Source organism: Pseudomonas sp. ATCC 43928 (assembly GCF_005938665.2).
Taxonomy (GTDB): Bacteria; Pseudomonadota; Gammaproteobacteria; order Pseudomonadales; family Pseudomonadaceae; genus Aquipseudomonas.
Genome location: NZ_CP041753.1, coordinates 1492795 through 1516340 on the forward strand (window position 1 = coordinate 1492795; position 23546 = coordinate 1516340).

Sequence of the window (23546 nt, forward strand, 5' to 3'; positions counted from 1 at the left end):
GGCAAGCCCCCTCGCCACAGGGGGGATGTGCTTACACGACCTCCAGCCGAATCTTGTGCTGGCTCAACAATTGCGCCAGGGCCGGCGAAGGCGGCTGGTCGGTGACCAGGCAATCGATCAGGCTGATCGGCCCCAGGCGAATCATGGCGTTGCGCCCGAATTTGCTGGAGTCCGCCGCGAGAATCACCTGTCGGGCGTTGGCGATGATCGCCTGGGATACCCGCACTTCCTGATAGTCGAAATCCAGCAAGCTGCCGTCTTCATCGATTCCACTGATGCCGACCAGGGCGAAGTCGACCTTGAACTGGTTAATGAAGTCGACGCTGGCCTGACCGACCACGCCACCGTCACGCCGCACGTTGCCACCGGTCAGCAGCACGTCGAAGTCGTCCTTGGCGCTGAGCATCGAGGCCACATGCAGGTTGTTGGTGATGATCTTCAGGTGGCTGTGGTTGAGCAGCGCCCGAGCAATGGATTCGGTGGTGGTGCCGATATTGATGAACAGCGAGGCATGATCGGGAATCTGCGCCGCAATGGCTTCGCCGATACGCTGCTTTTCATCGCGCATCTGATCGGCGCGCATGGCGTAGGCGGTGTTTTCGACGCTGGAGTCGTAGGCTGCGCCGCCGTGATAGCGACGCAACAGATTCACTTCCGCCAATTGATTGATATCGCGGCGGATGGTTTGCGGTGTAACGACGAACAGCTGGGCCATTTCCTCGATGCTGACATAGCCGCGTTCGCGGACCAGTTCAAGGATTTGCTGCTGACGGGGAGGCAGATTCATGGGGCTTCCTTTGGGCTGCCGTGCAAAATTTGCCCATGATGCCGCAGGAATCCGCTCCCTACCAGTTACAACCGGATACGAGTCCGGTCCGTGGCTTATTCAGCGCCTTCGTGCGGTTCCCAATCGCGAGTGCGGCTGACGGCTTTTTTCCAGCCGGCGTAGAGTTTTTCCTTCGCGGTTTCGTCCAGCGCTGGTTCAAACTCGCGCTCGATCACCGCCTTGCCGCGCAACTCGTCCAGGCTGCCCCAGAAACCGCAGGCCAAACCCGCCAGGTAAGCGGCGCCCAACGCGGTGGTTTCGCGCATTTTCGGGCGCTCGACTTGAGTGCCGAGGATGTCGGCCTGGAATTGCATCAGGAAATTGTTCGCCACTGCACCGCCGTCCACGCGCAGGGCTTTCAGGCGTTCGCCGGAATCCTGCTGCATGGCGTCCAGAACGTCGCGGGTCTGGTAGGCAATCGACTCAAGCGCGGCACGAATGATGTGATCCACGCGTACGCCACGGGTCAGGCCGAACAACGCACCACGGGCATACGGGTCCCAGTACGGAGCGCCCAGACCGGTGAAGGCCGGCACCAGGTACACGCCGTTGCTGTCCTTGACCTTGTTGGCGAAGTATTCGGTGTCGTGGGCGTCGTTGATGATTTTCAACTCGTCTCGCAGCCACTGCACGGTGGAGCCACCGTTGAACACCGCGCCTTCCAGCGCATAGGCCACTTCGCCACGCGGGCCGCAAGCGATGGTGGTCAGCATGCCGTGCTTGGACTTCACTGCTTTGTTGCCGGTGTTCATCAGCAGGAAGCAGCCGGTGCCGTAGGTGTTTTTCGCCTGGCCTGGCTCGACGCACATTTGGCCGAACAGGGCGGCCTGCTGGTCGCCGGCGATACCGCCAATGGCGATGCCGCTTTTGGTGTGGCCGTAGATTTCGGACGAGGACTTAACTTCCGGCAGCATCTCGCGCGGGATGTCGAGGACGTCCAGCATCTTCGCGTCCCACTCCAGCGTGTGGATGTTGAAGAGCATGGTGCGCGAGGCGTTGGTGTAGTCGGTGACGTGCACCTTGCCGCCGGTAAATTTCCAGATCAGCCAGCTGTCTACGGTGCCGAACAGCAGTTCACCCTTGCGCGCCCGCTCACGGCTGCCTTCGACATTGTCGAGGATCCACTTGAGCTTGGTGCCGGAGAAGTACGGGTCGGTGACCAGGCCCGTGGTGTCGCTGATGTATTGCTCGTGGCCGTCGCGCTTGAGCTGCTGGCAGATTTCGGTGCTGCGGCGGCACTGCCAGACGATCGCGTTATAGATCGGGCGGCCAGTGGTCTTGTCCCAGACCACGGTGGTTTCGCGCTGGTTGGTGATGCCGATGGCCGCGACCTGGTCGTGATGCAGGCCGGCTTGAGCCAGGGCTTCGACCATCACGGCGCTCTGGGTGGCGAAGATTTCCATCGGGTCGTGTTCGACCCAACCGGCTTGCGGGTAATGCTGTGCGAATTCACGCTGGGCGGTGCAAACCACGTTCGCGTCGCGATCGAAAATGATCGCGCGGGAGCTGGTCGTACCCTGATCGAGGGCAATGATGTAGTTCTTATTCTGAATGTCGGTCATGTCGATTGCCTTGGACGAAATAAGGAAGTGAAGTCAGGCGCGGGATCAAAATGGGCAGGATCACGCGCCAACGGTTTCAAGACGTTCTTGGTTTGCCGTCAATGGCCAGTGCTGCGTCCTTTGTAGCAGGTATGGCGCTGGGCAGATGACGGGCAATCAGCCCGCGATAAGCTGCAGCACCGAGACAGGCACCGACAATCGGTGCAAAAACCGGAATCAGGAAGTACGGGATATCGCGTCCGCCAGTGAAGGAAATTTCACCCCAGCCTGCGAAGAAAGTCATCAGTTTAGGACCGAAGTCGCGGGCCGGGTTCATCGCGAAACCGGTCAGCGGCCCCATCGAGCTGCCGATCACGGCAATCAGCAGGCCGATCAACAACGGCGCCAGCGGTCCTTTGGGCAGGCCATTGTTGTCGTCGGTGAGCGACATGATCACGCCCATCAGAATGGCGGTGATGATCACTTCAACCAGAAAGGCCTGGCCCGTGGACAGGGCAGGGTTCGGGAAAGTGGAGAACACCGAGGCCAATTCAAGGCTGGCTTCGGTGCCACGAACCATTTGGTGAGTTTGTTCGAAATCGAAGAACAGGTTGCTGTACAGCGTGTAAACCAACAATGCCCCGCAGAAGGCACCGGCGACCTGGGAGAAGATATAGAAAGGCAGTTTGCGCTTTTCGAAGTCAGCGAAAATGCTCAGCGCGATACTCACGGCAGGGTTGAGGTGCGCACCGGAAACACCGGCGGTGAGGTAGATCGCCATGCTGACGCCAATCCCCCAGATGATGCTGATTTCCCACAACCCGAAGCTGGCACCCGCCACCTTGAGCGCGGCAACGCAGCCGGTACCGAAAAAGATCAGCAGTGCAGTACCCAGAAACTCGGCCATGCATTGGCTCGAGAGCGACGGTTGTTGTAACGCAGTTGTCATTGAAAACCTCGTTTTTGTTGTTGTCTGGCGCTTTTCCATCGAGGTCAAAGCGCAATTTTCACCGAGGCAGGATCCCCATCCTGTGCTCGGCTTACTGCCGGGTGCTGCGGTGAGACGTTCGTGCTGTGTTCGCATTCGAAAAAATATAGACAAGAAGCACTGCTGTCAAAGGTCGAAAGTGAACCATTAGTCATATTTAAACTATTAGTCCTGTGAATGATCGCATCGTTCATCTGGCGAGAAGCGTGTGGACGAACGACCGAAAGCCCGGCCAGGCCCTGGAAATAGCAGCGCAATAGAGCCTTTTATCGATCAATGACCTAGAATCCTGCGCAGTATTTTTCTTCTGCCGCCAAGTCTGGAGCTGTCATGACCCCCGCATTGGATTTGTTGAAAAAAGTTCGTGCCGAACATCGTGTGCACAGTTACGAACATGATCCGAAGGCAGCGTCCTATGGTCTGGAGGCCGCGGAAAAACTGGGCCTGGACCCCGCGCAGGTGTTCAAGACATTGCTGGCGGCCAGCGAGAAGGGGGAGTTATTGGTGGCGGTGGTGCCGGTCGTCGGAAGTCTGGACTTGAAGGCGCTGGCACAGGCCGCAGGCGTGAAAAAAGTCGAAATGGCCGATCCGGCCGCTGCGCAGCGTTCGACGGGGTATCTGTTGGGCGGTATCAGCCCACTCGGGCAGAAGAAGCGCCTGCGCACGTTTATCGATCATTCGGCCCAGCCGTTTTCCAGTATCTTCGTCAGCGCCGGGCGGCGCGGTCTGGAAGTCGAACTGGCGCCTGCCGTGTTGGCCGAACACACCCAGGCGAAGTTCGCCGATATCGGTCGAGCCTGAGCAGAAGGTCTTGGGCTAACAACCCGGCGCTGTATGGTGGAAATTGGTTCGTTCTGTCACTGGTGAAGGGCTATGCCAGGCTTCATGCTCGGCGATCTGAAGAAAGGGAGAAGTGCCATGCAGCTTGAGTTTCATCAGATCGATGCGTTCAGTGATCGGCCGTTCAGTGGCAACCCGGCGATGGTGTACCGGCTCGATGCTTGGCTTGACGATGAGTTGATGCAAAAAATCGCCGCCGAACATAACCTCGCCGAAACCGCGTTCCTGGTGCGTGAGGGTTCTGTCTGGCGCATCCGCTGGTTTACCCCGATCACTGAAGTCCCATTGTGCGGTCATGCGACCCTGGCCAGCGCCTACGTGCTCTTTGAACTCTATAAAGAACCGGTCGAGCGACTGGACTTCATCTGTAAGTCCGGCCCGTTGAGTGTCACCCGAGAGGGTGGGCGCTTGTGGCTGGATTTCCCGGCAGTCGTGCCGTCGGAAGTGGGCATGACCCGGGATGTCGAGCGCGCCTTGGGCGTCGAGGCGGTCGATGTGCTGGGCTCGAAGGAATTGTTGGTGGTGCTGGAGTCCGAGCAGGCGGTGCTCGATTGTCAGCCGGACATGATCGCCCTGGCGAAACTGCCATGGCCGGGCGCCATCGTGACAGCCAAAGGCAACAAGCATGACTTTGTGTCGCGCTACTTTGCCCCGGCGATCGGCATCAACGAAGACCCGGTGACCGGTTCAACCCATTGCAGCCTGATTCCGTACTGGTCGAAACGCTTGAGCAAGTCGAGTCTGACGGCTTATCAGTGCTCGGCGCGGGGTGGGGAGTTGTTTTGTCAGCTGGAAGGGGATCGGGTGAGTATTGGCGGGAATGCGACGCTGGTCGCGAGCGGAACGCTAATGCTGGGTTAAACGAAAATCCAATAGGTGGGAGCGAGCTCCCACCTATGTCCGCGTTGTTCAGCTGGCGGCGCCGTAGCGCCGAACCCCGGACTCGATCGTCGGAATCTGCGCCGCTGTACTGCCGGAGGCCTGGAACAGTACCAGGTGTTCCGCCGCTACCCGAATGCCTACTTCAGCACCGATCAGATGATCGGCATGACTTGGGAAAATCGACTCCAGCTGTGCGCCCGTAGGCAACTGCAAGCGGTACAGCGTTGAGGCACCCTGGAAGCTCTTGCCGACAATCTGCGCCCTCAGTGGGCTGGACGGTGCATAGACGATGTCGTCCGGACGCAGCAATACGTCCACGGCGCCACCGATCGGCCAGGTGTAGGCACGGTTGCCGCGCAATTCACCCAATTCGGTCTGCACCGACTCCGGGCTGCTCAACTGACCGCGAATGAAGTAACCCTGGCCAATGAAGCTGGCCACATACGGTGTCAGCGGTTCGTGATAGAGGTTGTAGGGGGTATCCCATTGTTCCAGGCGACCTTCCTTGAAAACGCCGACATGGTCGCTGACCGCGAAAGCTTCTTCCTGGTCGTGGGTCACCAGAATCGCACTGGTGCCGCGAGCCTTGAGGATGTCGCGTACTTCATGGCTGAGCTTGCGTCGCAACTCACCATCGAGGTTGGAGAACGGTTCGTCGAGCAACAACAGTTGCGGTTCCGGCGCCAGGGCGCGGGCCAGTGCAACCCGCTGCTGCTGGCCACCGGACAGTTCATGGGGAAAGCGCTTGCCGAGATTTTTCAGGTTGACCAGTTCGAGCAATTCTTCGGTGACACGATCCTTTTGCGGGTGCTTGCGGATCCCGAAGGCGATGTTCTCGGCCACGCTCAAATGCGGAAACAGCGCGTAATCCTGGAACACCATGCCGATCCGGCGTTTCTCCGGGGCGAGGGTGAAGCCGGCGCTGGAGATGGTCTCGCCCGCCAACTGGATCTCACCCTCGTGCACCGGTTCGAAACCGGCAATGGCCCGCAGAGTGGTGGTTTTGCCGCAGCCCGAAGAGCCCAGCAGGCAACCGATATCGCCGGCATTCAAATGCAGGTTGAGGTTCTGCACAACCCGCTGGTTTTGATAACCACAGGCCAGATTGCGCAGGTTCAGCAGTAATGGCTGGCTCATGCGTGATGGTACGAAGGTGGGACGAGAAACTCGAGCAGGGCCTTTTGTGCATGCAGACGGTTTTCGGCTTGATCCCAGGCCACCGAACGCGGGTCGTCGAGCAGGTCGAGGCTGATTTCCTCGCCACGGTGGGCCGGCAGGCAATGCATGAACAGCACGTCCGGTGCGGCCAGGTCGAGCAGCGCCCGGTTGACCTGGAACGGTGCGAACAGCTTCAGGCGCTTGGCGGTTTCCTCTTCCTGGCCCATGGAGGTCCAGACGTCGGTGCTCACCAGATGCGCGCCGCGCACGGCTTCCCGAGGATCGCGGACGATGCTTACCCGATCGCCGGCCTTGGCCACGAATTCAGGGTTGGGTTCGTAACCCTCCGGGCAGGCGATGCGCAACTGGAAGTCGAACTGGATCGCCGCTTCTATATAGCTGTTGCACATGTTGTTGCCGTCGCCGATCCAGGCCACGGTCTTGCCTTGGATCGAACCGCGATGTTCGAGGAAGGTTTGCATGTCGGCCAGCAACTGGCACGGGTGCAGGTCATCGGACAGGCCGTTGATCAGCGGGACTCGCGAATTGGCGGCGAATTCGGTCAGGGTGCTGTGCGAAAACGTACGGATCATCACTGCATCGAGCATGCTCGACATCACAATGGCGGCGTCGCCGATCGGTTCGCCACGGCCCAGCTGAGTGTCGCGCGGCGACAGGAAGATCGCCTGGCCACCGAGCTGGATCATGCCGGCTTCGAACGAAATACGGGTACGGGTCGAGGACTTCTCGAAAATCATCCCCAGGACGCGGTTTTTCAAAGGCTCGAACAGTACGCCGCGGTTACGCAGGTCCTTGAGCTCAACGCCTCGACGGATCACGCTGACCAGCTCTTCGGGCGTGCAATCCATCAGGGAGAGAAAGTGCCTTGCGCTCATCATTGACTACCTTTTTGCAACAGACCGCAGATACTCAAAGCCTTGTTTAACTGAAAAACGGGCGAGACCTGCGGCGTAAGCCGCACGGGGCGACGAAATAGGGGGAGGCGCGATATTGACATTAAATGTCGCGTTTTTCCAATAGGCTACGGTGTTTAGAGGATTTCAGAGAGGCTACGGGGTGACCGCAGTAGCGCTTTTGAAGCCTGTTTCCTGACAGCAGCTGAGCATTTGTACACTGGGCTCGCCGGGCTTGGCAATCAGGCAGGGCGCGGGCGACAGATTGGCAGTCGGTTTTTGATCTGTCATTCGAGCCTTTGGCGGGCAATGTGTCTAGTCTGAAACATTTGCTAATGCAAAGTGCTGGGTTATAACTAAAGCACGAGCGACGCAGGAAGCCTCAGGAATGGAATCGAAAGAACAGTTATTGATGGAGCTACTCGGCCTTACGGCTCGCTCTCTGACCCACCTCACTGCTTCCATGACCTCGATGTCTTTCGAGTTGTTACGCAGTGAAGACGAAGTCACCAAGGCGGCTGGCCGGCGCATGATCGACCGCATGGCCACCATCAGTGCCGGGCTCGACGAGCATTGGCGGCTGATCGGCGAGCTCACCGGCGTGCACGTCGCCCACGAGCAGATCGAAACCATCGAGGAAATCCAGCTGCAGGCGCCGCCGAGTCTGCCGCCGAACTGATCTCCTTGCTGCCATCGGCCGGCCTGATGGTCGTCGATTCACAAGACGAACGTCGCTGGCGCGGTGGCAAGTCACGCGCCATAGTTTTGTTCCCGCGGCCGACATTGCCCGCCCAGAACAAAACAGAGACTGGCCATGACCAAGACTCTCCATCACCGTGCGTGCCACCTGTGTGAAGCCATCTGCGGCCTGACCATCGAAACCACCGAGGTCGAAGGCAGCGGCGTGCAGATCACCTCGATCAAGGGCGACCCTCAGGACAGCTTCAGCCGTGGGCATATCTGCCCCAAGGCGGTGGCCCTGCAAGACATTCAGAACGACCCGGATCGCCTGCGTCAGCCGATGCAGCGAGTGGGTAGCGAGTGGCAGCCTATCGAGTGGGAAGATGCGTTCAGCCTTGTAGCCGAACGCCTGGCGGCGATTCAGGAGCGTCACGGGCAGAACGCGGTGGCGGTCTATCAGGGCAACCCCAGCGTGCACAACTACGGGTTGATGACCCACAGCAATTACTTCCTCGGCCTGTTGAAAACCCGTAACCGGTTTTCCGCGACGTCGGTCGATCAGTTGCCCCATCACCTGACCAGTCATTTGATGTATGGCCACGGCTTGCTGTTGCCGATCCCGGACATCGATCACACTGATTTCATGTTGATCCTGGGCGGTAATCCGCTGGCCTCCAACGGCAGCATCATGACCGTGCCGGATGTGGAGAAGCGCCTCAAGGCGATTCAGGCCCGGGGTGGCAAAGTGGTGGTGGTCGATCCGCGTCGCAGCGAAACGGCGGCGATTGCCGACCAGCATCTGTTCGTGCGCCCCGGCGGCGATGCGGCGCTGTTGTTCGGGCTGCTCAATACGTTATTCGCTGAAGGCCTGACCCGCGACAGTCATTTGCCGGTCGATGGGCTGGATGAAGTGCGTAAGGCGATCGCAGGTTTCACTGCCGAGGCCATGAGCCCGCTGTGCGCAGTCCCCGCCGAACAGATCCGTCAACTGGCGCGGGACTTCGCGGCAGCCCCGACGGCGGTCTGCTATGGCCGCATGGGCGTCTCGACCCAGGCCTTCGGCACCTTGTGCCATTGGCTGGTGCAATTGATCAATCTGGTGACCGGCAACCTTGATCGTGTCGGCGGTGCGTTGTGCACCGAGCCGGCGGTGGACCTGGTGGCGTCCACGTCGGGCGGCCATTTCAACCTGTGGCAAAGCCGCGTGTCCGGGCGTCCTGAATACGGTGGCGAGTTGCCGGTGTCGGCGCTGGCCGAAGAGATGCTCACCGAAGGGGAAGGGCAGGTCCGTGCGCTGATCACCGTGGCGGGTAATCCGGTGTTGTCCACGCCCAATGGCCGACAGCTGGAGCAGGCGCTGGACGGACTGGAGTTCATGGTCAGCGTCGACCTGTACATCAATGAAACCACGCGTTATGCCGACCTGATCCTGCCGTCGACTTCGGCGCTGGAAAACGATCATTACGACACCACCTTCAATATGTTCGCGGTGCGCAACGTCACCCGTTTCAACCGGGCGATTCTCGCCAAGCCGCAAGGCGCGCTGCATGATTGGGAGATCTTCGTGGGGCTGGCCAAGGCCTTTGCGGCGAAGACCGGCAAGGAGCTGAAACCGACCATTGCGCCGGCGCAGATGATTGACCGGGGGCTGCGGATGGGCCTGTATGGCGATGCTTCAGGGCACAAACTGTCGCTGGCGACCTTGTTCGATCACCCTCACGGTATCGATCTCGGCGCGCTCAAGCCCAATTTGACGCCTCGTCTGAAGACGGCCAATCAGCGCGTCCAGGCGGCGCCTGTGGAGATCCTCGCCGATCTGGCGCGCTTTGCGGCGTTGCAAGCACCAGCCGCCGATGAGTTACTGATGATCGGTCGCCGCCATGTGCGCAGCAACAACTCATGGATGCACAACTATCACCGCCTGGTGAAGGGCAAGCCGCGCCATCAACTGCTGATGCACCCGGACGACCTGGCCAGCCGCGGGCTCAGCGATGGGCAGCGGGTGCGCGTCAGTTCACGGGTCGGCGCGATCGAGGTTGAAGTGGTCGCCAGCCTCGATATGATGAAAGGAGTGGTCAGCCTGCCCCACGGTTGGGGCCATGCGCGACCGGGCGTGCAGATGACGATTGCCAGTGGCCAGCCAGGTTCCAGCGCCAATGACCTGACTGACGAATGTCAACTCGATGAGTTGTCGGGCAATGCGGCATTGAACGGCGTGCCGGTGACCGTGGCGGCGGCGTGAACATGTCTGTCGGGGAGGCCGAGCATGGCGCTCGGGTTTCCGTTACAATGCGCCACCGTGCCGACCACTGAGTCGGAAAGTTCAGCCGAGGTGCTCCATGGATATCATCGAAACGATTAAAGAGCAGATTGCCAACAACACCATTCTGCTTTACATGAAAGGCTCGCCGAATGCCCCGCAGTGTGGGTTCTCCGCGAAAGCCGCCCAGGCTGTGATGGCCTGTGGTGAAAAGTTTGCCTATGTGGATATCCTGCAGAACCCGGAAATCCGCGCCAACCTGCCAAAGTACGCCAACTGGCCAACCTTCCCACAACTGTGGGTTGCCGGTGAGCTGGTTGGTGGTAGCGACATCATGACTGAAATGTCTGCCGACGGTTCGTTGCAGGCACTGATCAAAGACGCCGCCGCCAAAGCCGCCGCTGCCAAGACCGAAGCCTGATTCGGTACCTGTAGGAGCGAGGCTTGCCCGCGAAGCAGGCGCCGCGCTTCTGCAGATACACCGCGTCATCGTTCTTCGCGGGCGAGCCTCGCTCCTACAAGAGCGCACGTAAAAAGCCCCGCCTCTGTAAAGAGAGCGGGGCTTTTTATTGCGTCGGGGTTAGCGGCGTAGAACTTACTCTTCGCCCATCTGCGATTGCAGATAGTTCTCAAGGCCGACTTTATCGATCAGGCCCAGCTGGGTTTCCAGCCAGTCGATATGTTCTTCTTCGGACTCAAGAATGTCTTCGAGCAGTTCACGGCTACCGAAGTCGCCAACGGTTTCGCAATGGGCGATAGCGACTTTCAGGTCGGCATGACCGTCGCGCTCGATCTTCAAGTCACACTCAAGCATTTCCTTGGTGTGTTCGCCGATGTGCAGCTTGCCCAGGTCCTGGACGTTCGGCAGGCCTTCAAGGAACAGGATGCGCTTGATCAGCTTGTCAGCATGCTTCATCTCGTCGATGGATTCGTGGTACTCGTGCTTGCCGAGTTTGTTCAGGCCCCAATCTTCATACATGCGCGCGTGCAGGAAGTACTGATTGATCGCGACCAGTTCATTGGCAAGGATTTTGTTGAGATGCTGGATGACTGTAACGTCGCCTTTCATGGTGGGAGTCCTGCCCTGTATTAGCTGTATATAAGGCGGAGTTTGAGCCGCGTAATTAACAGTGTCAAACCTAAGTTATTGAAACTTAAATGAAAATTAATCGGAATAAGAATGTTTGTGTTCCGCGTCTAAGGCCTAAGCGATTGATTTTCAGACATAAAAAAACCGGACATCAAGTCCGGTTCTTCGAAATACGGTAGTTATGCGGCTGTAAATTCTACGGGGTAGGGGATCGCCGCCTGGGCCGTTTGCAGTTTGCCCAGTGTTTCACGCACCACTTCCTTGGCCAGGCAAGCGCATTTGCCGCATTGGCTGGCTACGCCGGTAGCCTGACGGACTTCTTTGTAGCTGCAGCAACCTTCATAGATTGCATCGCGGATTTGACCGTCGGTGACGCCAGTGCAGAGGCAGACATACATAAGTGAGAACCGTCGCTGGTTGTGACTCAATTGCGATGGATCTTAATGTTAACGAGAATGATTGTCAAAGTGGTTTCTGAAGGCTTTTCGTCATAAGGGCCTTTGACTGACGAACGGTTTCCTCTCGCGCCTTGCGAAAAAAAATAGCAGCGGCCATTTTGCCCGCCAGAAAAAAACCGCTAAGGACAGGCGAAAAACGCGGTGTATGATGGTCGGCCTTTTGCGAAGGAAGTTCGTGTCACAGGGCTGTCGCCTGAGGGTGACAGGCTGGCATGAGCCCTGTTCTTCAACGTTATTACACCAGGAGATATCCAATGAGCGTACTCGTAGGCAAACAAGCCCCTGACTTCACCGTACCGGCCGTACTCGGCAATGGCGAAATCGTAGACAGCTTCACCCTGTCCTCGGCCATCAAAGGCAAATACGGCCTGGTGTTCTTCTACCCACTGGACTTCACCTTCGTTTGCCCGTCCGAGCTGATCGCTCTGGACAACCGCATGGCTGACTTCAAGGCACGCAACGTTGAAGTGGTCGCCGTTTCGATCGACTCGCACTTCACCCACAACGCGTGGCGCAACACCCCGGTGAACAATGGCGGTATCGGCCAGGTTCGTTACACCATGGCTGCTGACATCAAGCAGGAAATCATGAAGGCTTACGACGTTCAGTCCGCTGACGGCGTGGCTTTCCGTGGTGCGTTCCTGATCGACGACAAAGGCGTTGTCCGCTCGCAGATCGTCAACGACCTGCCGCTGGGCCGTAACATGGAAGAGCTGATCCGTTTGGTTGATGCTCTGCAATTCCACGAAGAGCACGGCGAAGTTTGCCCTGCCAACTGGAAAAAAGGCGACAAAGGCATGAACGCTTCGCCAGAAGGCGTTGCGGCTTACCTGACCGAGCACGCTGCTGCGCTGTAAGCCAGGCGTCCGGCAATAAAAAACCGGCCTCACTGAGGCCGGTTTTTTTATGGGCGGGATAAACCGGCGACCAGCCTCAGTCGTTGTAGTCTTCCCAGCCGCCCATCTGTTTCCAGCGATTGACGATGCCGCAGAACAGCTCAGCAGTCTTCTCGGTGTCGTAGCGAGCCGAATGAGCCTCACGACCGTCGAAGTCGATGTCCGCTGCCTGACAGGCCTTGGCCAGTACGGTTTGACCGTAGGCAAGACCGGCGAGGGTCGCGGTGTCGAAGCTGGAGAACGGGTGAAACGGGTTGCGTTTCATGTCCAGGCGCGCGACTGCCGCGTTGAGGAAACCCAGGTCGAAGCTGCTGTTGTGACCGACCAGAATCGCCCGTTTGCAACCGTTGGCTTTCAGGGCCTTGCGAATGCCACGGAAGATATCGGTCAGCGCCGCTTCTTCACTCACTGCCATGCGCAACGGGTGATCGAGTTTGATCCCGGTGAATTCCAGGGCTGCTGCTTCGATGTTGGCGCCTTCGAATGGCTCGACCCGGAAGAAGTAGGTGTGATCGGGGTACACGAACCCTTTTTCATCCATGGCGATAGTGGTTGCAGCAATTTCCAGCAGGGCGTCGGTGGCCGAGTTGAAGCCACCGGTTTCTACGTCGACGACAACCGGCAGGTAACCACGGAATCTGGCAGCCATTGGATGACGAGGACCACCTCCACCGCCTTGACCGTCCTGTTCGTCGTCGAAATGGTCTTCACTCACGCGTGTTCCTCCAGCAGGCGCCAGCGCAGTTTTTCACCGGCGCGCAGCGGGATAACGGTCAGCTCGCCAAATGGCAGGCTGGTTGGGGCGGTCCACTCTTCGCGGACCAGGGTGATGCGATCGGTGTTCGCCGGCAGACCGTAGAAACGCGGGCCATTGAGGCTGGCGAAGGCTTCGAGCTTGTCCAGCGCATTACGCTGTTCGAAGGCTTCGGCATACATCTCGATCGCGGCATAAGCGGTGTAGCAACCGGCACAGCCGCAAGCCGCTTCTTTGGCGTGCTGGGCATGGGGGGCCGAGTCGGTGCCGAGGAAGAACTTGTCGCTGCCGCTGGTGGCAGCGTCGAGCAGGGCTTCCTGGTGGGTATTGCGCTTGAGGATCGGCAGGCAATAGAAGTGCGGCCGAATCCCACCCACCAGCATGTGGTTGCGGTTGTACAGCAGGTGATGCGCGGTGATGGTGGCGCCAACGTTGGCCGAAGCCGCGTTGACGAACTGCACGGCATCGGCGGTGGTGATGTGTTCGAACACCACTTTGAGCGTTGGGAAACGCTCGACCACGCGACGCATGTGCTCATCGATGAAGATTTTTTCCCGATCGAAAACGTCGATATCGCCACGGGTGACTTCACCGTGAACCAGCAAGGGCATCCCGACTTCGGCCATGGCCTCCAGTGCAGGGAAAATCTTGTCGATGCTGGTGACGCCAGAGTCCGAGTTGGTGGTCGCGCCGGCCGGGTACAGCTTGGCGGCGTGAATGAAACCGCTGGCCTTGGCCTCACGAATTTCTTCGGGCTGGGTGCGGTCGGTCAGGTACAGAACCATCAGCGGTTCGAAACGGCTGCCGGCCGGACGTGCGGCGAGAATCCGCTGGCGATAGCCATCGGCTTCAGCAGCGTTGCGCACCGGAGGTACCAGGTTGGGCATGATGATGGCGCGACCAAAGGTGCGCGCGACATCCGCGACGGTATTGGTCAACACGGCACCATCGCGAAGATGAATGTGCCAGTCGTCGGGACGCAGCAGGGTCAGGCGGTCGGACATGAGGGAATTCCAGGCGGGTCAAACTCAGGGGAATGCTACCGGAAAAGACTCTTCCAGGCACTCGCTATCAAGTTTTACGACAAGCTTCCGATACCCAACAGGCAGGCCGTGAATATGTGTGTCGGTCTTTTTGTCGTAGAAGCCAGTGGAGCCTCCCGTGCGCCAGCGTTATTTAGCCTTGCTCAGTGTGTTTGCCAGCCTTCCCGCGATGGCGCTCACTTTCCAGACTCGCCTGGAGAGCATCGAGTGGACGGTCGAAGGCGACAAGTTCGAATGCCGCCTGACTCAACCGATCACCGATTTCGGTTCGGGTGAGTTTGTGCGGCGCGCCGGAGAGCAGGCGACATTTCGACTGAAGGCCTACAACTCAATGATCGGTGGGGGTTCCGCCACCTTGCTGGCGGCGGCTGCGCCATGGCAGCCGGGGCGTGGCGACATTAACCTGGGCTCGGTGAGAATCGGTAGTGGCAACGTGCTGTTCAACAGTTCGCAAGTGCAGGCCGGGCGCCTGATCAGCGGGCTGATGGAGGGGCGCAGCCCGGTCGTACGACACTCATCGGGCGACGGTCGGGTGTCTGAAGTGCGTCTGCTGCCGGTCAAGTTCAGCAAGGCCTATGGTGACTATCAGGGTTGCGTCGCCAAGCTGTTGCCACAGAATTTCGAGCAAGTGAAGCAATCCGAGGTCGGCTTTCCGGGGGAGGGTATCGATCTCGATGCCAGGGCCAAGGCCCAGTTGCAGGTCATGCTGGAGTTCATGAAGGCCGATCCGACGGTCAACCACATTGAACTCGATGGCCATTCCGACAATAGCGGTAACCGGCTGACCAACCGTGAACTGTCACGACGCCGGGCGCTGGCGGTGATGGATTTCTTCAAGGCCAATGGTGTGCAGGAATCGCAGATCACCCTGCGTTTTCACGGTGAGCGCTATCCGCTGGCGCCCAACAACAATGCCGCCAACCGGGCGAAGAACCGCCGGGTTGCCGTACGTCTCGAGCGGGTCGCACCGACCGAGAAACCTGCGCCTCAAGCCACCGCCGCCGCGAGCAGCGCGACGACCTCCTGAACCTGCTGAATTCGTCGCTCGCTCGACATAATCTGTCGCTTCGTCGTCATAAGCTGTCGCGCCTCTGTAAATTATCCTGCATGAGCGGTAGACTTGACAGCTTTCCGTAGAACCCCGTGGAGTGATGGCATGGCGGACGTAAACAAGGTCGTTCTGGCGTATTCCGGCGGCCTGGACACTTCGGTGATCCTCAAGTGGCTGCAGGATACATATAACTGTGAAGTAGTGACCTTCACCGCTGACCTGGGTCAGGGCGAAGAGGTCGAACCGGCCCGCGCCAAGGCACAGGCCATGGGCGTAAAAGAAATCTATATCGACGATCTGCGCGAAGAATTCGTGCGTGATTTCGTGTTCCCGATGTTCCGCGCCAACACCGTTTACGAAGGCGAGTACCTGCTGGGTACTTCCATCGCTCGTCCGTTGATCGCCAAACGCCTGATCGAAATCGCCAACGAAACCGGTGCTGACGCCATTTCCCACGGCGCGACCGGCAAGGGCAACGACCAGGTTCGTTTCGAACTGGGCGCCTACGCCTTGAAGCCAGGCGTGAAAGTGATCGCTCCATGGCGCGAATGGGACCTGCTGTCCCGTGAGAAGCTGATGGACTACGCCGAGAAGCACGCGATTCCGATCGAGCGTCACGGCAAGAAAAAATCCCCGTACTCGATGGATGCCAACCTGCTGCACATCTCCTATGAAGGCGGCGTGCTGGAAGACACCTGGACCGAGCACGAAGAAGACATGTGGCGCTGGACCGTCTCCCCGGAGAAAGCTCCCGACAAACCGCAGTACCTGGAACTGACCTACCGCAACGGCGACATCGTTGCACTGGACGGCGTCGAAATGACCCCGGCCACCGTGCTGGCGACTTTGAACCGTATCGGTGGCGAACATGGTATCGGCCGTCTGGACATCGTCGAAAACCGCTATGTGGGCATGAAGTCCCGTGGCTGCTACGAGACGCCTGGCGGCACCATCATGCTGCGCGCTCACCGTGCGATCGAATCGATCACCCTGGACCGCGAAGTGGCTCACCTCAAAGACGAGCTGATGCCTAAATACGCCAGTCTGATCTACACCGGCTACTGGTGGAGCCCAGAGCGTCTGATGCTGCAACAGATGATCGATGCTTCCCAGGCCCACGTGAACGGCGTAGTGCGCCTGAAACTGTACAAGGGCAACGTGATCGTCACCGGACGCAAGTCCGACGAGTCGTTGTTCGACGCCAACATCGCGACCTTCGAGGAAGATGGCGGCGCCTACAACCAGGCCGATGCGGCGGGCTTCATCAAGCTCAACGCCTTGCGCATGCGTATCGCGGCGAACAAAGGCCGCAAGCTGTTCTGAGACCTTTGATGCGGTAATGGAACTGTGGCCTTGTCGATGACAAGGCCACAGTTCTGAAAAAGGGCTGCTGCATATTACGTTTCGCTTTCTGCTGGTTTCTTCCAACCGTTCCTTTTGCTGCCTGCCTTTGATCTCACTTCAAGGGCTGCCTTGCTCTGTGCGACGGGTCAAAACCTAGCCCATGATCGTCACGCCATGTGAGCTCAAATTGTAAGAAACACAGAACGTTGCGTTGCTGCGTTTCTTTAGTTGTTTCCAGTGTTTGAGCGCACTGTCCTTCAGCACTACCTCCGAATCGGCACACGTGAGAAATACGATCACGTGTGCAGGATTATCCGGAGCGTGCTGGATACTCTCCATCAGGGCGCTGAACCCCATTTTTTTGGTTATCCAGCGTGCATCAATGATGTGCAGATCCTTTAGCGGCGCGGGCAGCTGCACATGGTGTTGGACCGAGCGTTCAGGCGACACACTGGAAGTGCTGTTTCCAGAGTGATCAGCGTTGTCCATGACTTTTATAAAATGCTTTCCCTTCTCGAAATCGGAGGGCGCGTAAAGCGATCGATAATTGAAGTTAAGTGTGGCGAAGAAAAGAAAAAGCAAATAAAAGGGAAAGCTGATCAGAAACCAGATGTAGAGTTCTCTCTCCTTGTGGTCAAGAAAGGGCAGCGATACAGCAGCTGATGTTTCGGACAGTGCTGCAAATATTGCAATGATTGTCATGGGGTTGGTGATTCTTTTTTTGAGTTTTGTCATGTTTTTTACTCATTAGGTATTATCTTTTTCTCTGTTGGTTTATAGGGTGTGTTTTGGTGGTGATGCATGTATGAGTGTGTTTTTTTGTATTTGTTATTTTAAGTTTCTTTTTGTTGTGTGGTTGAGGTTGATATAGTAACTGTATTGTTCTGGGTCTGGGTATGGCTGTTTATTTGTTTTAAAGTTGTGTGGGTTTGTTTGGGTTGTGAAGTGTTGCTGTATGTAAGTTTTTTCGAGTGGTTCGGGCCGGGTTATGTAAAATTCTGCAAGATACTCGTTACCTTTAAGGGTAGCTTAATAGTCGCGGTCTGTCGGACCAAGGGCGTTGAACTCTGTTTTTTTGGGGTGTGAATTGTTACAAAGACATTGTCGAAGCGTTTAGCAGTGTTCGGCCAATAAAATCCCTGGCTCATCATGCGCAATGATTTCTTGTAGGAATAATCCGTGTTGTTTGTAGGTAATGTCTCTCGGTGCGAGTGGTCGAGGGGGACGGCATGCCATGGGTGAAACGACTAGGCTATGGTGCGGGCTCTAAAAATTCGAACAGCGAAAATTGGAATTGCCCATGAATAAAGTGCTGATCGTGGATGATCACCCCGTCATTCGTCTTGCGGTACGTATGCTAATGGAGCGTCATGGCTACGAAGTCATTGCAGAAACAGACAATGGCGTGGATGCATTGCAACTTGCTCGTGAACTTATGCCGGATATCGTTATCCTGGATATTGGAATACCGAAGCTGGATGGGTTGGAAGTTATCGCGCGCCTGACCTCGGCGGCGATGCCTCTTAAAGTGCTGATATTGACGTCCCAGGCTCCAGGACATTTTTCCATGCGTTGTATGCAATCGGGTGCCGCCGGATATGTCTGTAAACAACAGGACCTTACTGAGTTGCTCAGTGCAATAAAGGCTGTATTGTCAGGTTATAGCTACTTTCCTAATCAGGCGCTGCATACTGTGCGCTCCAGTCTTGGGAATGCCAGTGAAGCCGATATGGTGGATCGTTTGTCCGGGCGGGAAATGATGGTCCTTCAGCAGTTGGCCCGAGGAAAGACAAACAAGGAAATCGCCGATGGGATGTTCCTCAGCAATAAAACCGTCAGTACTTACAAGACTCGCCTGTTGCTGAAGCTCAATGCTCGCTCACTGGTCGATCTTATTGAATTGGCTCAACGTAATGGCCTGGTATGAGTATGTCAGCGTTTGACGAGGGGCGATGAGCGGGCGTTTGTCGGGGATGGGCACTTAGTAAAAAGCCTCCGTTTCGGGAGGCTTTTAGGTGTCATAGGTCAAAATCGTAATCGGCCAATTGCTTTTGCAGTCGGCGCTCCTCCAGCAGATTGTCGATGGTGCGGCGTTTGCTCAGGTTGGTCTTCGCTACTTCCACCACCGGTTCTGCGTCATCGGCCTCAACGGCGGTGAAGTCGTCTTCTACGTCCAATTGCTCTTTGCCAGTGCTCATAAGGTTAACTCCAGGCTAAGACTGCCTTTGGCGCTCCTTATATCGACAATTTCCCGGCGGGTAAAAAAGATTTTTTCAATCGGCTAATCAAGAAAACTAATAGAGCCTCAATCGTCCGAGGTCTTTTGCTTGTATTCGCATAAGTCCTCGATCCGGCAGCTGCCACAACGCGGCTTGCGGGCCAGGCAAACGTAGCGTCCGTGGAGAATCAGCCAGTGATGGGCGTCGAGCAGATACTCCTTCGGCACGAATTTCATCAGTTTCTGCTCCACCTCGACCACATTCTTGCCCGGAGCAATGCCGGTACGGTTGCTGACCCGGAAAATGTGGGTGTCCACGGCCATGGTCAGCTGACGAAAGGCGGTATTGAGCACCACATTGGCGGTCTTGCGGCCGACGCCGGGCAACGCTTCCAGCGCTTCGCGGGTCTGCGGTACTTCACCGCCATGGCGCTCTACCAGCAAGCGACAGGTTTCGATCACGTTTTTTGCTTTGCTGTTATACAGGCCGATGGTCTTGATGTACTCCGACAATCCTTCGACGCCCAAGGCATAAATCGCCGCCGGCGTATTGGCCACCGGAAACAGTTTGGCGGTGGCCTTGTTGACGCCGACATCGGTCGATTGCGCCGAGAGAATCACGGCAATCAGCAGTTCGAACGGCGAGGAATAGGCCAGCTCGGTCTTCGGTTCAGGATTGTCTTCGTGAAACCTGCGGAAAATTTCCAGACGTTTTGCGGCATTCATGGGCGATGCGTTTCCTCGAAGGAGGTCAATGTGGGGGAGGGGCGGGTCCAGGCCTGACGTGCGGCGATCAGCAGCCCCAGCAGAATAAACCCGCCGGGGGCCAGCGTGGCCAAGCGCAGGCCACCGTCAGCGGTGAGCACCCAACCTTGCCAGTCCGGTTGCATGGCAGCGGTCAGCCAGGGCAGATGGCTACCCAGTGTCCCGTTGCCGATAAGCTCGCGCAGCAGGCCCAGGCCAATCATCAAGGCGCCGAACAGGCCGCACAGGCGCAGGCGGTCACGCCTTGTGCCCTGGAAAAAACCGTTATGTTCCAGCACCACGCATTGCAAGGCGATCAATCCGGTATAGAACCCCAGATGCTGGTGCCATTGAAGCGACCAGGCTTGCATGGCGAGTTCCACACAACTGGTCAGTGTGGCAGCCAGCAGGAGGCAGGCCAGTAAATGGGTTGCCGGAATCAGTCGTGAGCGCAAGATACCCATGCTCACGTCATAAACACTGAGCACCAGAGCGAACATCAGCCACAGGCCTAGAGCCGTTACCAACGAATCAGTGACGCCGATCAGAGGCGCAAGCATTAGCGAGTTCTGCAGGGTTGATGACTTATTCATGGGCGCTGCTCCCGATCAGCGGTTGCCGGTGTTCATCGAAGTAACGCAATGCATCGTGGGTGGCATTGATCACCGCTCTTGAGGTGATGGTCGCGCCTGCGATCTGATCGAATTGCCCTCGGTCCTTTTTCAAGGCCCAGCCAGTGTCGCTTGGTTCGCCTAGAGACTTGCCGGTAAACACTTGCAGCCAGGCATTGGGCCAGTCGGCGAGCTTGCCGCCCAGCCCCGGGGTTTCCGATTGCTTGAGGGTTTTGACCCCCAGCAACGTGCCATGGGGGTCGATGGCGATCAGCAAATCGATGGCGCCGGCGTAGCCCAGTGTCTGGCTGCGCAGCAACACGGCGCTCGGTTGGCCGGCCTTGGACGCCAGATAGCCATTCAGCAGCGTGCTGTTGGGCAGGCGTGTTTTTTCGACGTTGAGGGGGTGTTCCAGTGGCTGATTGTCGTAGCTGTCGGGCGCTAGCAGATCCAGCAAATTGCGGCTGTCGATCAGGCGTTGTTCAGCGGCAATGCGTGCGGCGCTGGTGTACTGCGCGAGGTAAGTCGCGCCTGTCCCCAGGCCTGCCAGTAATACCAGGGTCACAACGCTTGTCGCTCGGTTCATGGGCTGACCTGCGCTTGTCTGGAGGCAGCAAACCGCTCCAGCGCCGGTACACAGAGGTTCATCAGCAGGACGGCAAAAGCCACCCCGTCGGGATAGCCGCCCCACGTGCGAATCAAGTAAGTCAGCAGCCCCACTCCGGCGCCGAACAGCAACCGGGCCGTGGGGTTTTTCGCGCCGGATACCGGTTCCGTCACGATGAAGAAGGCACCCAGCATGCTCGCGCCAGTGAGCAGATGGAAGAGTGGCGAGCCATGGGAATCGGAGCCCGAACCGTTCCAGCACAACAGGCTGATGACGAACAGGCTGGCGAGCATGCCGACCGGCGCATGCCAGCTGAACACCCGCCGTTGCAGCAGAAACGCGCCGCCGGCCAGGAAGGCCAGGTTGACCCATTCCACGCCCCGGCCGCCGAAATGGCCGAATGCCGGGTTGCCGGCAAACAGTTCGTCCATGGTCAGGCTTTTGTTGATTCGCAGGCTGTCCAGCGCGGTGGCCTGGGCCCACGCGTCTGGTGTCTGGCCGAGGTTGAAGCCGAACACTTGTTGCAGGCCAGCGAGGAAGTCCATGCCATGGGACGACGGCCAATGGGTCATTTGCTGAGGAAACGTCACTGAAGCCAGGGCGAAACCGAGCATCGCCGGGTTGAACGGATTCCTGCCGACGCCGCCATACAGGTGCTTGCCGAAAAAAAGTCCGAATGCCGCAGCGCTGACCGTCAGCCACCACGGGCAATAAGGCGGCAAGGCCAGGGCCAACAGGGTCGCGCTGACCAGCGCACTGCCATCGCTCACTGTCGGTTTTACAGGTTGCTTGCGCAGCTGTAACACCGCTGCTTCAACGGCCAGTGCGGTAGCTGCCGTCAGAATCAGGTTGATCAACACGCCCCAACCGTACAGCCAGAACAACATCAGCATTCCCGGCAGGGTGGCCAGCAACACCAGCTTCATGGCCTGCTGAAGGCGTTCATCCACCGATTCAAGGGGCGGCATAGGCATCCACCTGCCGCTCGGCTTCGCTGAGCGCATGTTGCAATGCTGTGATCTGTTCGGCCGGCGCTTCGTTTGTTTGAGCCTTCTTGAGTTCGGCGCGGCGCATGGCCAACTGGATCTTCGCCCGTTTCAGCTCGGCATCGTTTGTCGGAACAGGTGGAGTAGCTACCACCGGTGCACTGCTTTCCAGCAGCAACAGCGCCTGTTCGGCAGCTTCGAACTGCTGTTGCAGCACGATCAGTTGCGATTGCTGTTCGAAGGTCGGTGGATGCCCGAAGGCCTTGAGCGATTTATTCAGCTGCGCCCGACTCATCGCCAGATCGACCTTGGCCTTTTTCAGTGCCGCATCGGCATTGGCGGCCTTCTGCGCACGCACGCGCTCGAGCGCGGCTTGAACCGGGTCGAGTGTCACTTCACTATGCTGCATGGCGCGTTGGGCGCGGGCCTGACGTTCGGCGAGTTTCTGTTGCTCCTCGCGGTGTAAGCGGGCATTGCGCTGTTCGAAGCGGCGTCGCGCGCGGTTGCGCTTGGCGGCCCGGGCCTGTTGCTCCTCCAGGCTGAACGCCAGCCCACCGACAATCGGCAGCGTGGCCAGCGGTAGCGGATGCATCTCGATGCAATCCACCGGGCAGGGCGCCACGCAGAGGTCGCAACCGGTGCATTCGTCGACGATGACCGTGTGCATGAATTTCGCCGCGCCGACAATCGCGTCGACCGGGCAGGCCTGAATGCATTTGGTGCAACCGATGCATTCGGCTTCGCGGATGTACGCGATTTGCGCCGGTGCCGAACCGCGACTGACGTCCAGTTCCAGCACCGGCACTTTCAGCAGCTCGGCGAGGGCCGCGATGGTTTCGCTGCCGCCCGGTGGGCACTTGTTGATCGGCTCGCCGCTGGCGATGCCTTCGGCGTACGGTTTGCATCCGGGGTGGCCACACTTGCCGCATTGGGTCTGCGGCAAGAGGGCATCGATGCGTTGAATCAGACTCATGTTTTGATCAGCCCGCTGAATCCGAGAAAAACCACTGCGATCAATCCGGCGCCGATCAATTCGATCGGCAGGCCGCGAAAGGGCAGGGGGACATCGTTATCGAGTGTGCGTTGGCGCAAGTCGCTGAACAGGCTCAGCACCAGCCAGAAACCCAGCCCGGCACCTAGGCTCAAGGCTATGGCGTGGAAAAGTCCCTTGTCGTCCTGAGCGTTGAGCAGGGTCAGCCCAAGCACGCCGGCATTGCCCAGCAGCAGGGGCCAGAGACCCTCGAATGAAAGCTTGGCGAATAACCGTGGAAGCAGTTTCAGCAGCGGGCCGATCAGCAGAACGCTCAGCGGCAGGAATACGAACAGTTGCAGCGACGTCAGCCCCAGCGGCACCAGCAGCCAGTGGTAGAGCGCATGGCCGAGCGTGCCGACGATCAGCATCAGGCACGTCGTCGCGATGCCCAATGCATGCACCTGTCGCCGCTCGCTGCCCAGCACCGGATCGACGCCCAGCGGCCAGTGCAACACGAGGTTGTTGATCAGGGCAGCGCTGATAAGCGTAAGAAGCAGTTCGGTCATGATCGTGCCGGTAAGAACAGGGCTTTCTTAAGGGGCTCTCTAAAAAGAGATTAGGCATTATCCGGCAAGGAAGGAGGGTGGGCCAGATATGAAAATCCCACAGTCGCGCCGGGCA

The 23546-nt window shown here is 58.2% G+C and carries 26 protein-coding genes; 9 read left to right on the forward strand and 17 right to left on the reverse strand.

Features of this window, described 5'->3' with window-relative positions:
- Nucleotides 1–31: 31 nt before the first annotated feature.
- From FFH90_RS06655 to FFH90_RS06665, 3 genes are all read right to left on the reverse strand, one after another.
- Entirely contained in the window at nt 32–787 is a 756-nt protein-coding gene (locus tag FFH90_RS06655; protein ID WP_007938932.1) for a DeoR/GlpR family transcriptional regulator, read from the reverse strand.
- 95 nt (nt 788–882) lie between these two features.
- Nucleotides 883–2388, reverse strand: coding sequence for a glycerol kinase GlpK (glpK, locus tag FFH90_RS06660; RefSeq protein ID WP_138866890.1), 1506 nt, complete (start codon nt 2386–2388; stop codon nt 883–885).
- A gap of 76 nt (nt 2389–2464) precedes the next feature.
- Nucleotides 2465–3316 carry an MIP/aquaporin family protein gene (locus tag FFH90_RS06665; RefSeq protein ID WP_138866891.1) on the reverse strand — a complete coding sequence of 284 codons (852 nt, stop codon included), beginning with the start codon at nt 3314–3316 and terminating at the stop codon, nt 2465–2467.
- Between the two features lie 369 nt (nt 3317–3685).
- On the opposite strand from FFH90_RS06665, the gene ybaK reads away from it, so the two are divergent.
- A complete protein-coding gene (gene ybaK / locus FFH90_RS06670; RefSeq protein ID WP_007938929.1) occupies nt 3686–4156 on the forward strand; it encodes a Cys-tRNA(Pro) deacylase in 471 nt (156 codons plus the stop codon).
- Between the two features lie 117 nt (nt 4157–4273).
- Nucleotides 4274–5056: a PhzF family phenazine biosynthesis protein gene (locus tag FFH90_RS06675; RefSeq protein WP_111454727.1), complete on the forward strand. Its 783-nt coding sequence runs from the start codon at nt 4274–4276 to the stop codon at nt 5054–5056.
- A gap of 48 nt (nt 5057–5104) precedes the next feature.
- Here FFH90_RS06675 and FFH90_RS06680 read toward each other — a convergent pair whose 3' ends face one another.
- Both FFH90_RS06680 and argF read right to left on the reverse strand, forming a co-directional pair.
- Entirely contained in the window at nt 5105–6214 is a 1110-nt protein-coding gene (locus tag FFH90_RS06680; RefSeq protein WP_138866892.1) for an ABC transporter ATP-binding protein, read from the reverse strand.
- Nucleotides 6211–7131, reverse strand: a complete 921-nt coding sequence (argF, locus tag FFH90_RS06685) for an ornithine carbamoyltransferase (RefSeq protein ID WP_026286458.1) — start codon at nt 7129–7131, stop codon at nt 6211–6213. Before argF ends, FFH90_RS06680 begins: the two co-directional genes overlap by 4 nt.
- A 406-nt stretch (nt 7132–7537) precedes the next feature.
- Here argF and FFH90_RS06690 point away from each other — a divergent pair, with 406 nt between their 5' ends.
- From FFH90_RS06690 to grxD, 3 genes are all read left to right on the forward strand, one after another.
- Nucleotides 7538–7828: a hypothetical protein gene (locus tag FFH90_RS06690; protein WP_018926610.1), complete on the forward strand. Its 291-nt coding sequence runs from the start codon at nt 7538–7540 to the stop codon at nt 7826–7828.
- A 135-nt stretch (nt 7829–7963) separates the two neighbouring features.
- Nucleotides 7964–10072, forward strand: coding sequence for a molybdopterin oxidoreductase family protein (locus FFH90_RS06695; RefSeq protein WP_018926609.1), 2109 nt, complete (start codon nt 7964–7966; stop codon nt 10070–10072).
- 97 nt (nt 10073–10169) lie between these two features.
- On the forward strand, nt 10170–10511 hold the full coding sequence (gene grxD / locus FFH90_RS06700) for a Grx4 family monothiol glutaredoxin (RefSeq protein ID WP_007938922.1): 342 nt from the start codon (nt 10170–10172) through the stop codon (nt 10509–10511).
- 174 nt (nt 10512–10685) lie between these two features.
- Here the strand turns inward: grxD and bfr are convergent, their stop codons facing one another.
- Nucleotides 10686–11159 (reverse strand): bacterioferritin, encoded by a 474-nt coding sequence (gene bfr / locus FFH90_RS06705; RefSeq protein ID WP_007898512.1) that lies wholly within the window; start codon nt 11157–11159, stop codon nt 10686–10688.
- Nucleotides 11160–11359: 200 nt separating this feature from the next.
- Nucleotides 11360–11578 (reverse strand): bacterioferritin-associated ferredoxin, encoded by a 219-nt coding sequence (locus FFH90_RS06710; RefSeq protein ID WP_007938921.1) that lies wholly within the window; start codon nt 11576–11578, stop codon nt 11360–11362.
- Nucleotides 11579–11892: 314 nt separating this feature from the next.
- Between FFH90_RS06710 and FFH90_RS06715 the strand changes: the two genes are divergently transcribed.
- Complete coding sequence (locus FFH90_RS06715; protein WP_018926607.1) at nt 11893–12495, forward strand: peroxiredoxin; 603 nt, start codon at nt 11893–11895, stop codon at nt 12493–12495.
- Between the two features lie 76 nt (nt 12496–12571).
- On the opposite strand, the gene rnt is transcribed toward FFH90_RS06715, so the two are convergent.
- Complete coding sequence (rnt, locus tag FFH90_RS06720) at nt 12572–13249, reverse strand: ribonuclease T (RefSeq protein WP_007938919.1); 678 nt, start codon at nt 13247–13249, stop codon at nt 12572–12574.
- On the reverse strand, nt 13246–14292 hold the full coding sequence (gene pyrC / locus FFH90_RS06725; protein WP_018926606.1) for a dihydroorotase: 1047 nt from the start codon (nt 14290–14292) through the stop codon (nt 13246–13248). The genes rnt and pyrC overlap by 4 nt, the downstream gene beginning before the upstream one ends.
- A gap of 157 nt (nt 14293–14449) precedes the next feature.
- Between pyrC and FFH90_RS06730 the strand changes: the two genes are divergently transcribed.
- Together FFH90_RS06730 and FFH90_RS06735 are read left to right on the forward strand one after the other, a co-directional pair.
- A complete protein-coding gene (locus FFH90_RS06730; protein ID WP_018926605.1) occupies nt 14450–15358 on the forward strand; it encodes an OmpA family protein in 909 nt (302 codons plus the stop codon).
- Nucleotides 15359–15487: 129 nt separating this feature from the next.
- Nucleotides 15488–16705 (forward strand): argininosuccinate synthase, encoded by a 1218-nt coding sequence (locus FFH90_RS06735; RefSeq protein WP_020799894.1) that lies wholly within the window; start codon nt 15488–15490, stop codon nt 16703–16705.
- A gap of 174 nt (nt 16706–16879) precedes the next feature.
- Here FFH90_RS06735 and FFH90_RS06740 read toward each other — a convergent pair whose 3' ends face one another.
- Nucleotides 16880–17461, reverse strand: coding sequence for a hypothetical protein (locus tag FFH90_RS06740; RefSeq protein ID WP_064616313.1), 582 nt, complete (start codon nt 17459–17461; stop codon nt 16880–16882).
- A 565-nt stretch (nt 17462–18026) separates the two neighbouring features.
- Here FFH90_RS06740 and FFH90_RS06745 point away from each other — a divergent pair.
- A complete protein-coding gene (locus tag FFH90_RS06745) occupies nt 18027–18653 on the forward strand; it encodes a response regulator transcription factor (RefSeq protein ID WP_018926602.1) in 627 nt (208 codons plus the stop codon).
- Nucleotides 18654–18744: 91 nt separating this feature from the next.
- Here FFH90_RS06745 and FFH90_RS06750 read toward each other — a convergent pair whose 3' ends face one another.
- From FFH90_RS06750 to FFH90_RS06780, 7 genes are all read right to left on the reverse strand, one after another.
- Nucleotides 18745–18924 carry a PA3496 family putative envelope integrity protein gene (locus FFH90_RS06750; RefSeq protein ID WP_018926601.1) on the reverse strand — a complete coding sequence of 60 codons (180 nt, stop codon included), beginning with the start codon at nt 18922–18924 and terminating at the stop codon, nt 18745–18747.
- Between the two features lie 107 nt (nt 18925–19031).
- Nucleotides 19032–19670 carry an endonuclease III gene (gene nth, locus FFH90_RS06755; protein ID WP_018926600.1) on the reverse strand — a complete coding sequence of 213 codons (639 nt, stop codon included), beginning with the start codon at nt 19668–19670 and terminating at the stop codon, nt 19032–19034.
- Nucleotides 19667–20281, reverse strand: a complete 615-nt coding sequence (locus FFH90_RS06760; protein ID WP_018926599.1) for an Rnf-Nqr domain containing protein — start codon at nt 20279–20281, stop codon at nt 19667–19669. The genes nth and FFH90_RS06760 overlap by 4 nt, the downstream gene beginning before the upstream one ends.
- Nucleotides 20274–20885 (reverse strand): RnfABCDGE type electron transport complex subunit G, encoded by a 612-nt coding sequence (locus FFH90_RS06765; protein WP_064616314.1) that lies wholly within the window; start codon nt 20883–20885, stop codon nt 20274–20276. Before FFH90_RS06765 ends, FFH90_RS06760 begins: the two co-directional genes overlap by 8 nt.
- On the reverse strand, nt 20882–21874 hold the full coding sequence (locus tag FFH90_RS06770; protein WP_018926597.1) for an RnfABCDGE type electron transport complex subunit D: 993 nt from the start codon (nt 21872–21874) through the stop codon (nt 20882–20884). Before FFH90_RS06770 ends, FFH90_RS06765 begins: the two co-directional genes overlap by 4 nt.
- Nucleotides 21861–22865 carry an electron transport complex subunit RsxB gene (gene rsxB / locus FFH90_RS06775; protein WP_138866893.1) on the reverse strand — a complete coding sequence of 335 codons (1005 nt, stop codon included), beginning with the start codon at nt 22863–22865 and terminating at the stop codon, nt 21861–21863. The genes FFH90_RS06770 and rsxB overlap by 14 nt, the downstream gene beginning before the upstream one ends.
- The gene (locus FFH90_RS06780; protein ID WP_138866894.1) at nt 22862–23431 is read right to left on the reverse strand and encodes an electron transport complex protein RnfA; all 570 of its coding nucleotides are present in this window, start codon (nt 23429–23431) and stop codon (nt 22862–22864) included. Before FFH90_RS06780 ends, rsxB begins: the two co-directional genes overlap by 4 nt.
- Nucleotides 23432–23546 lie beyond the last annotated feature (115 nt).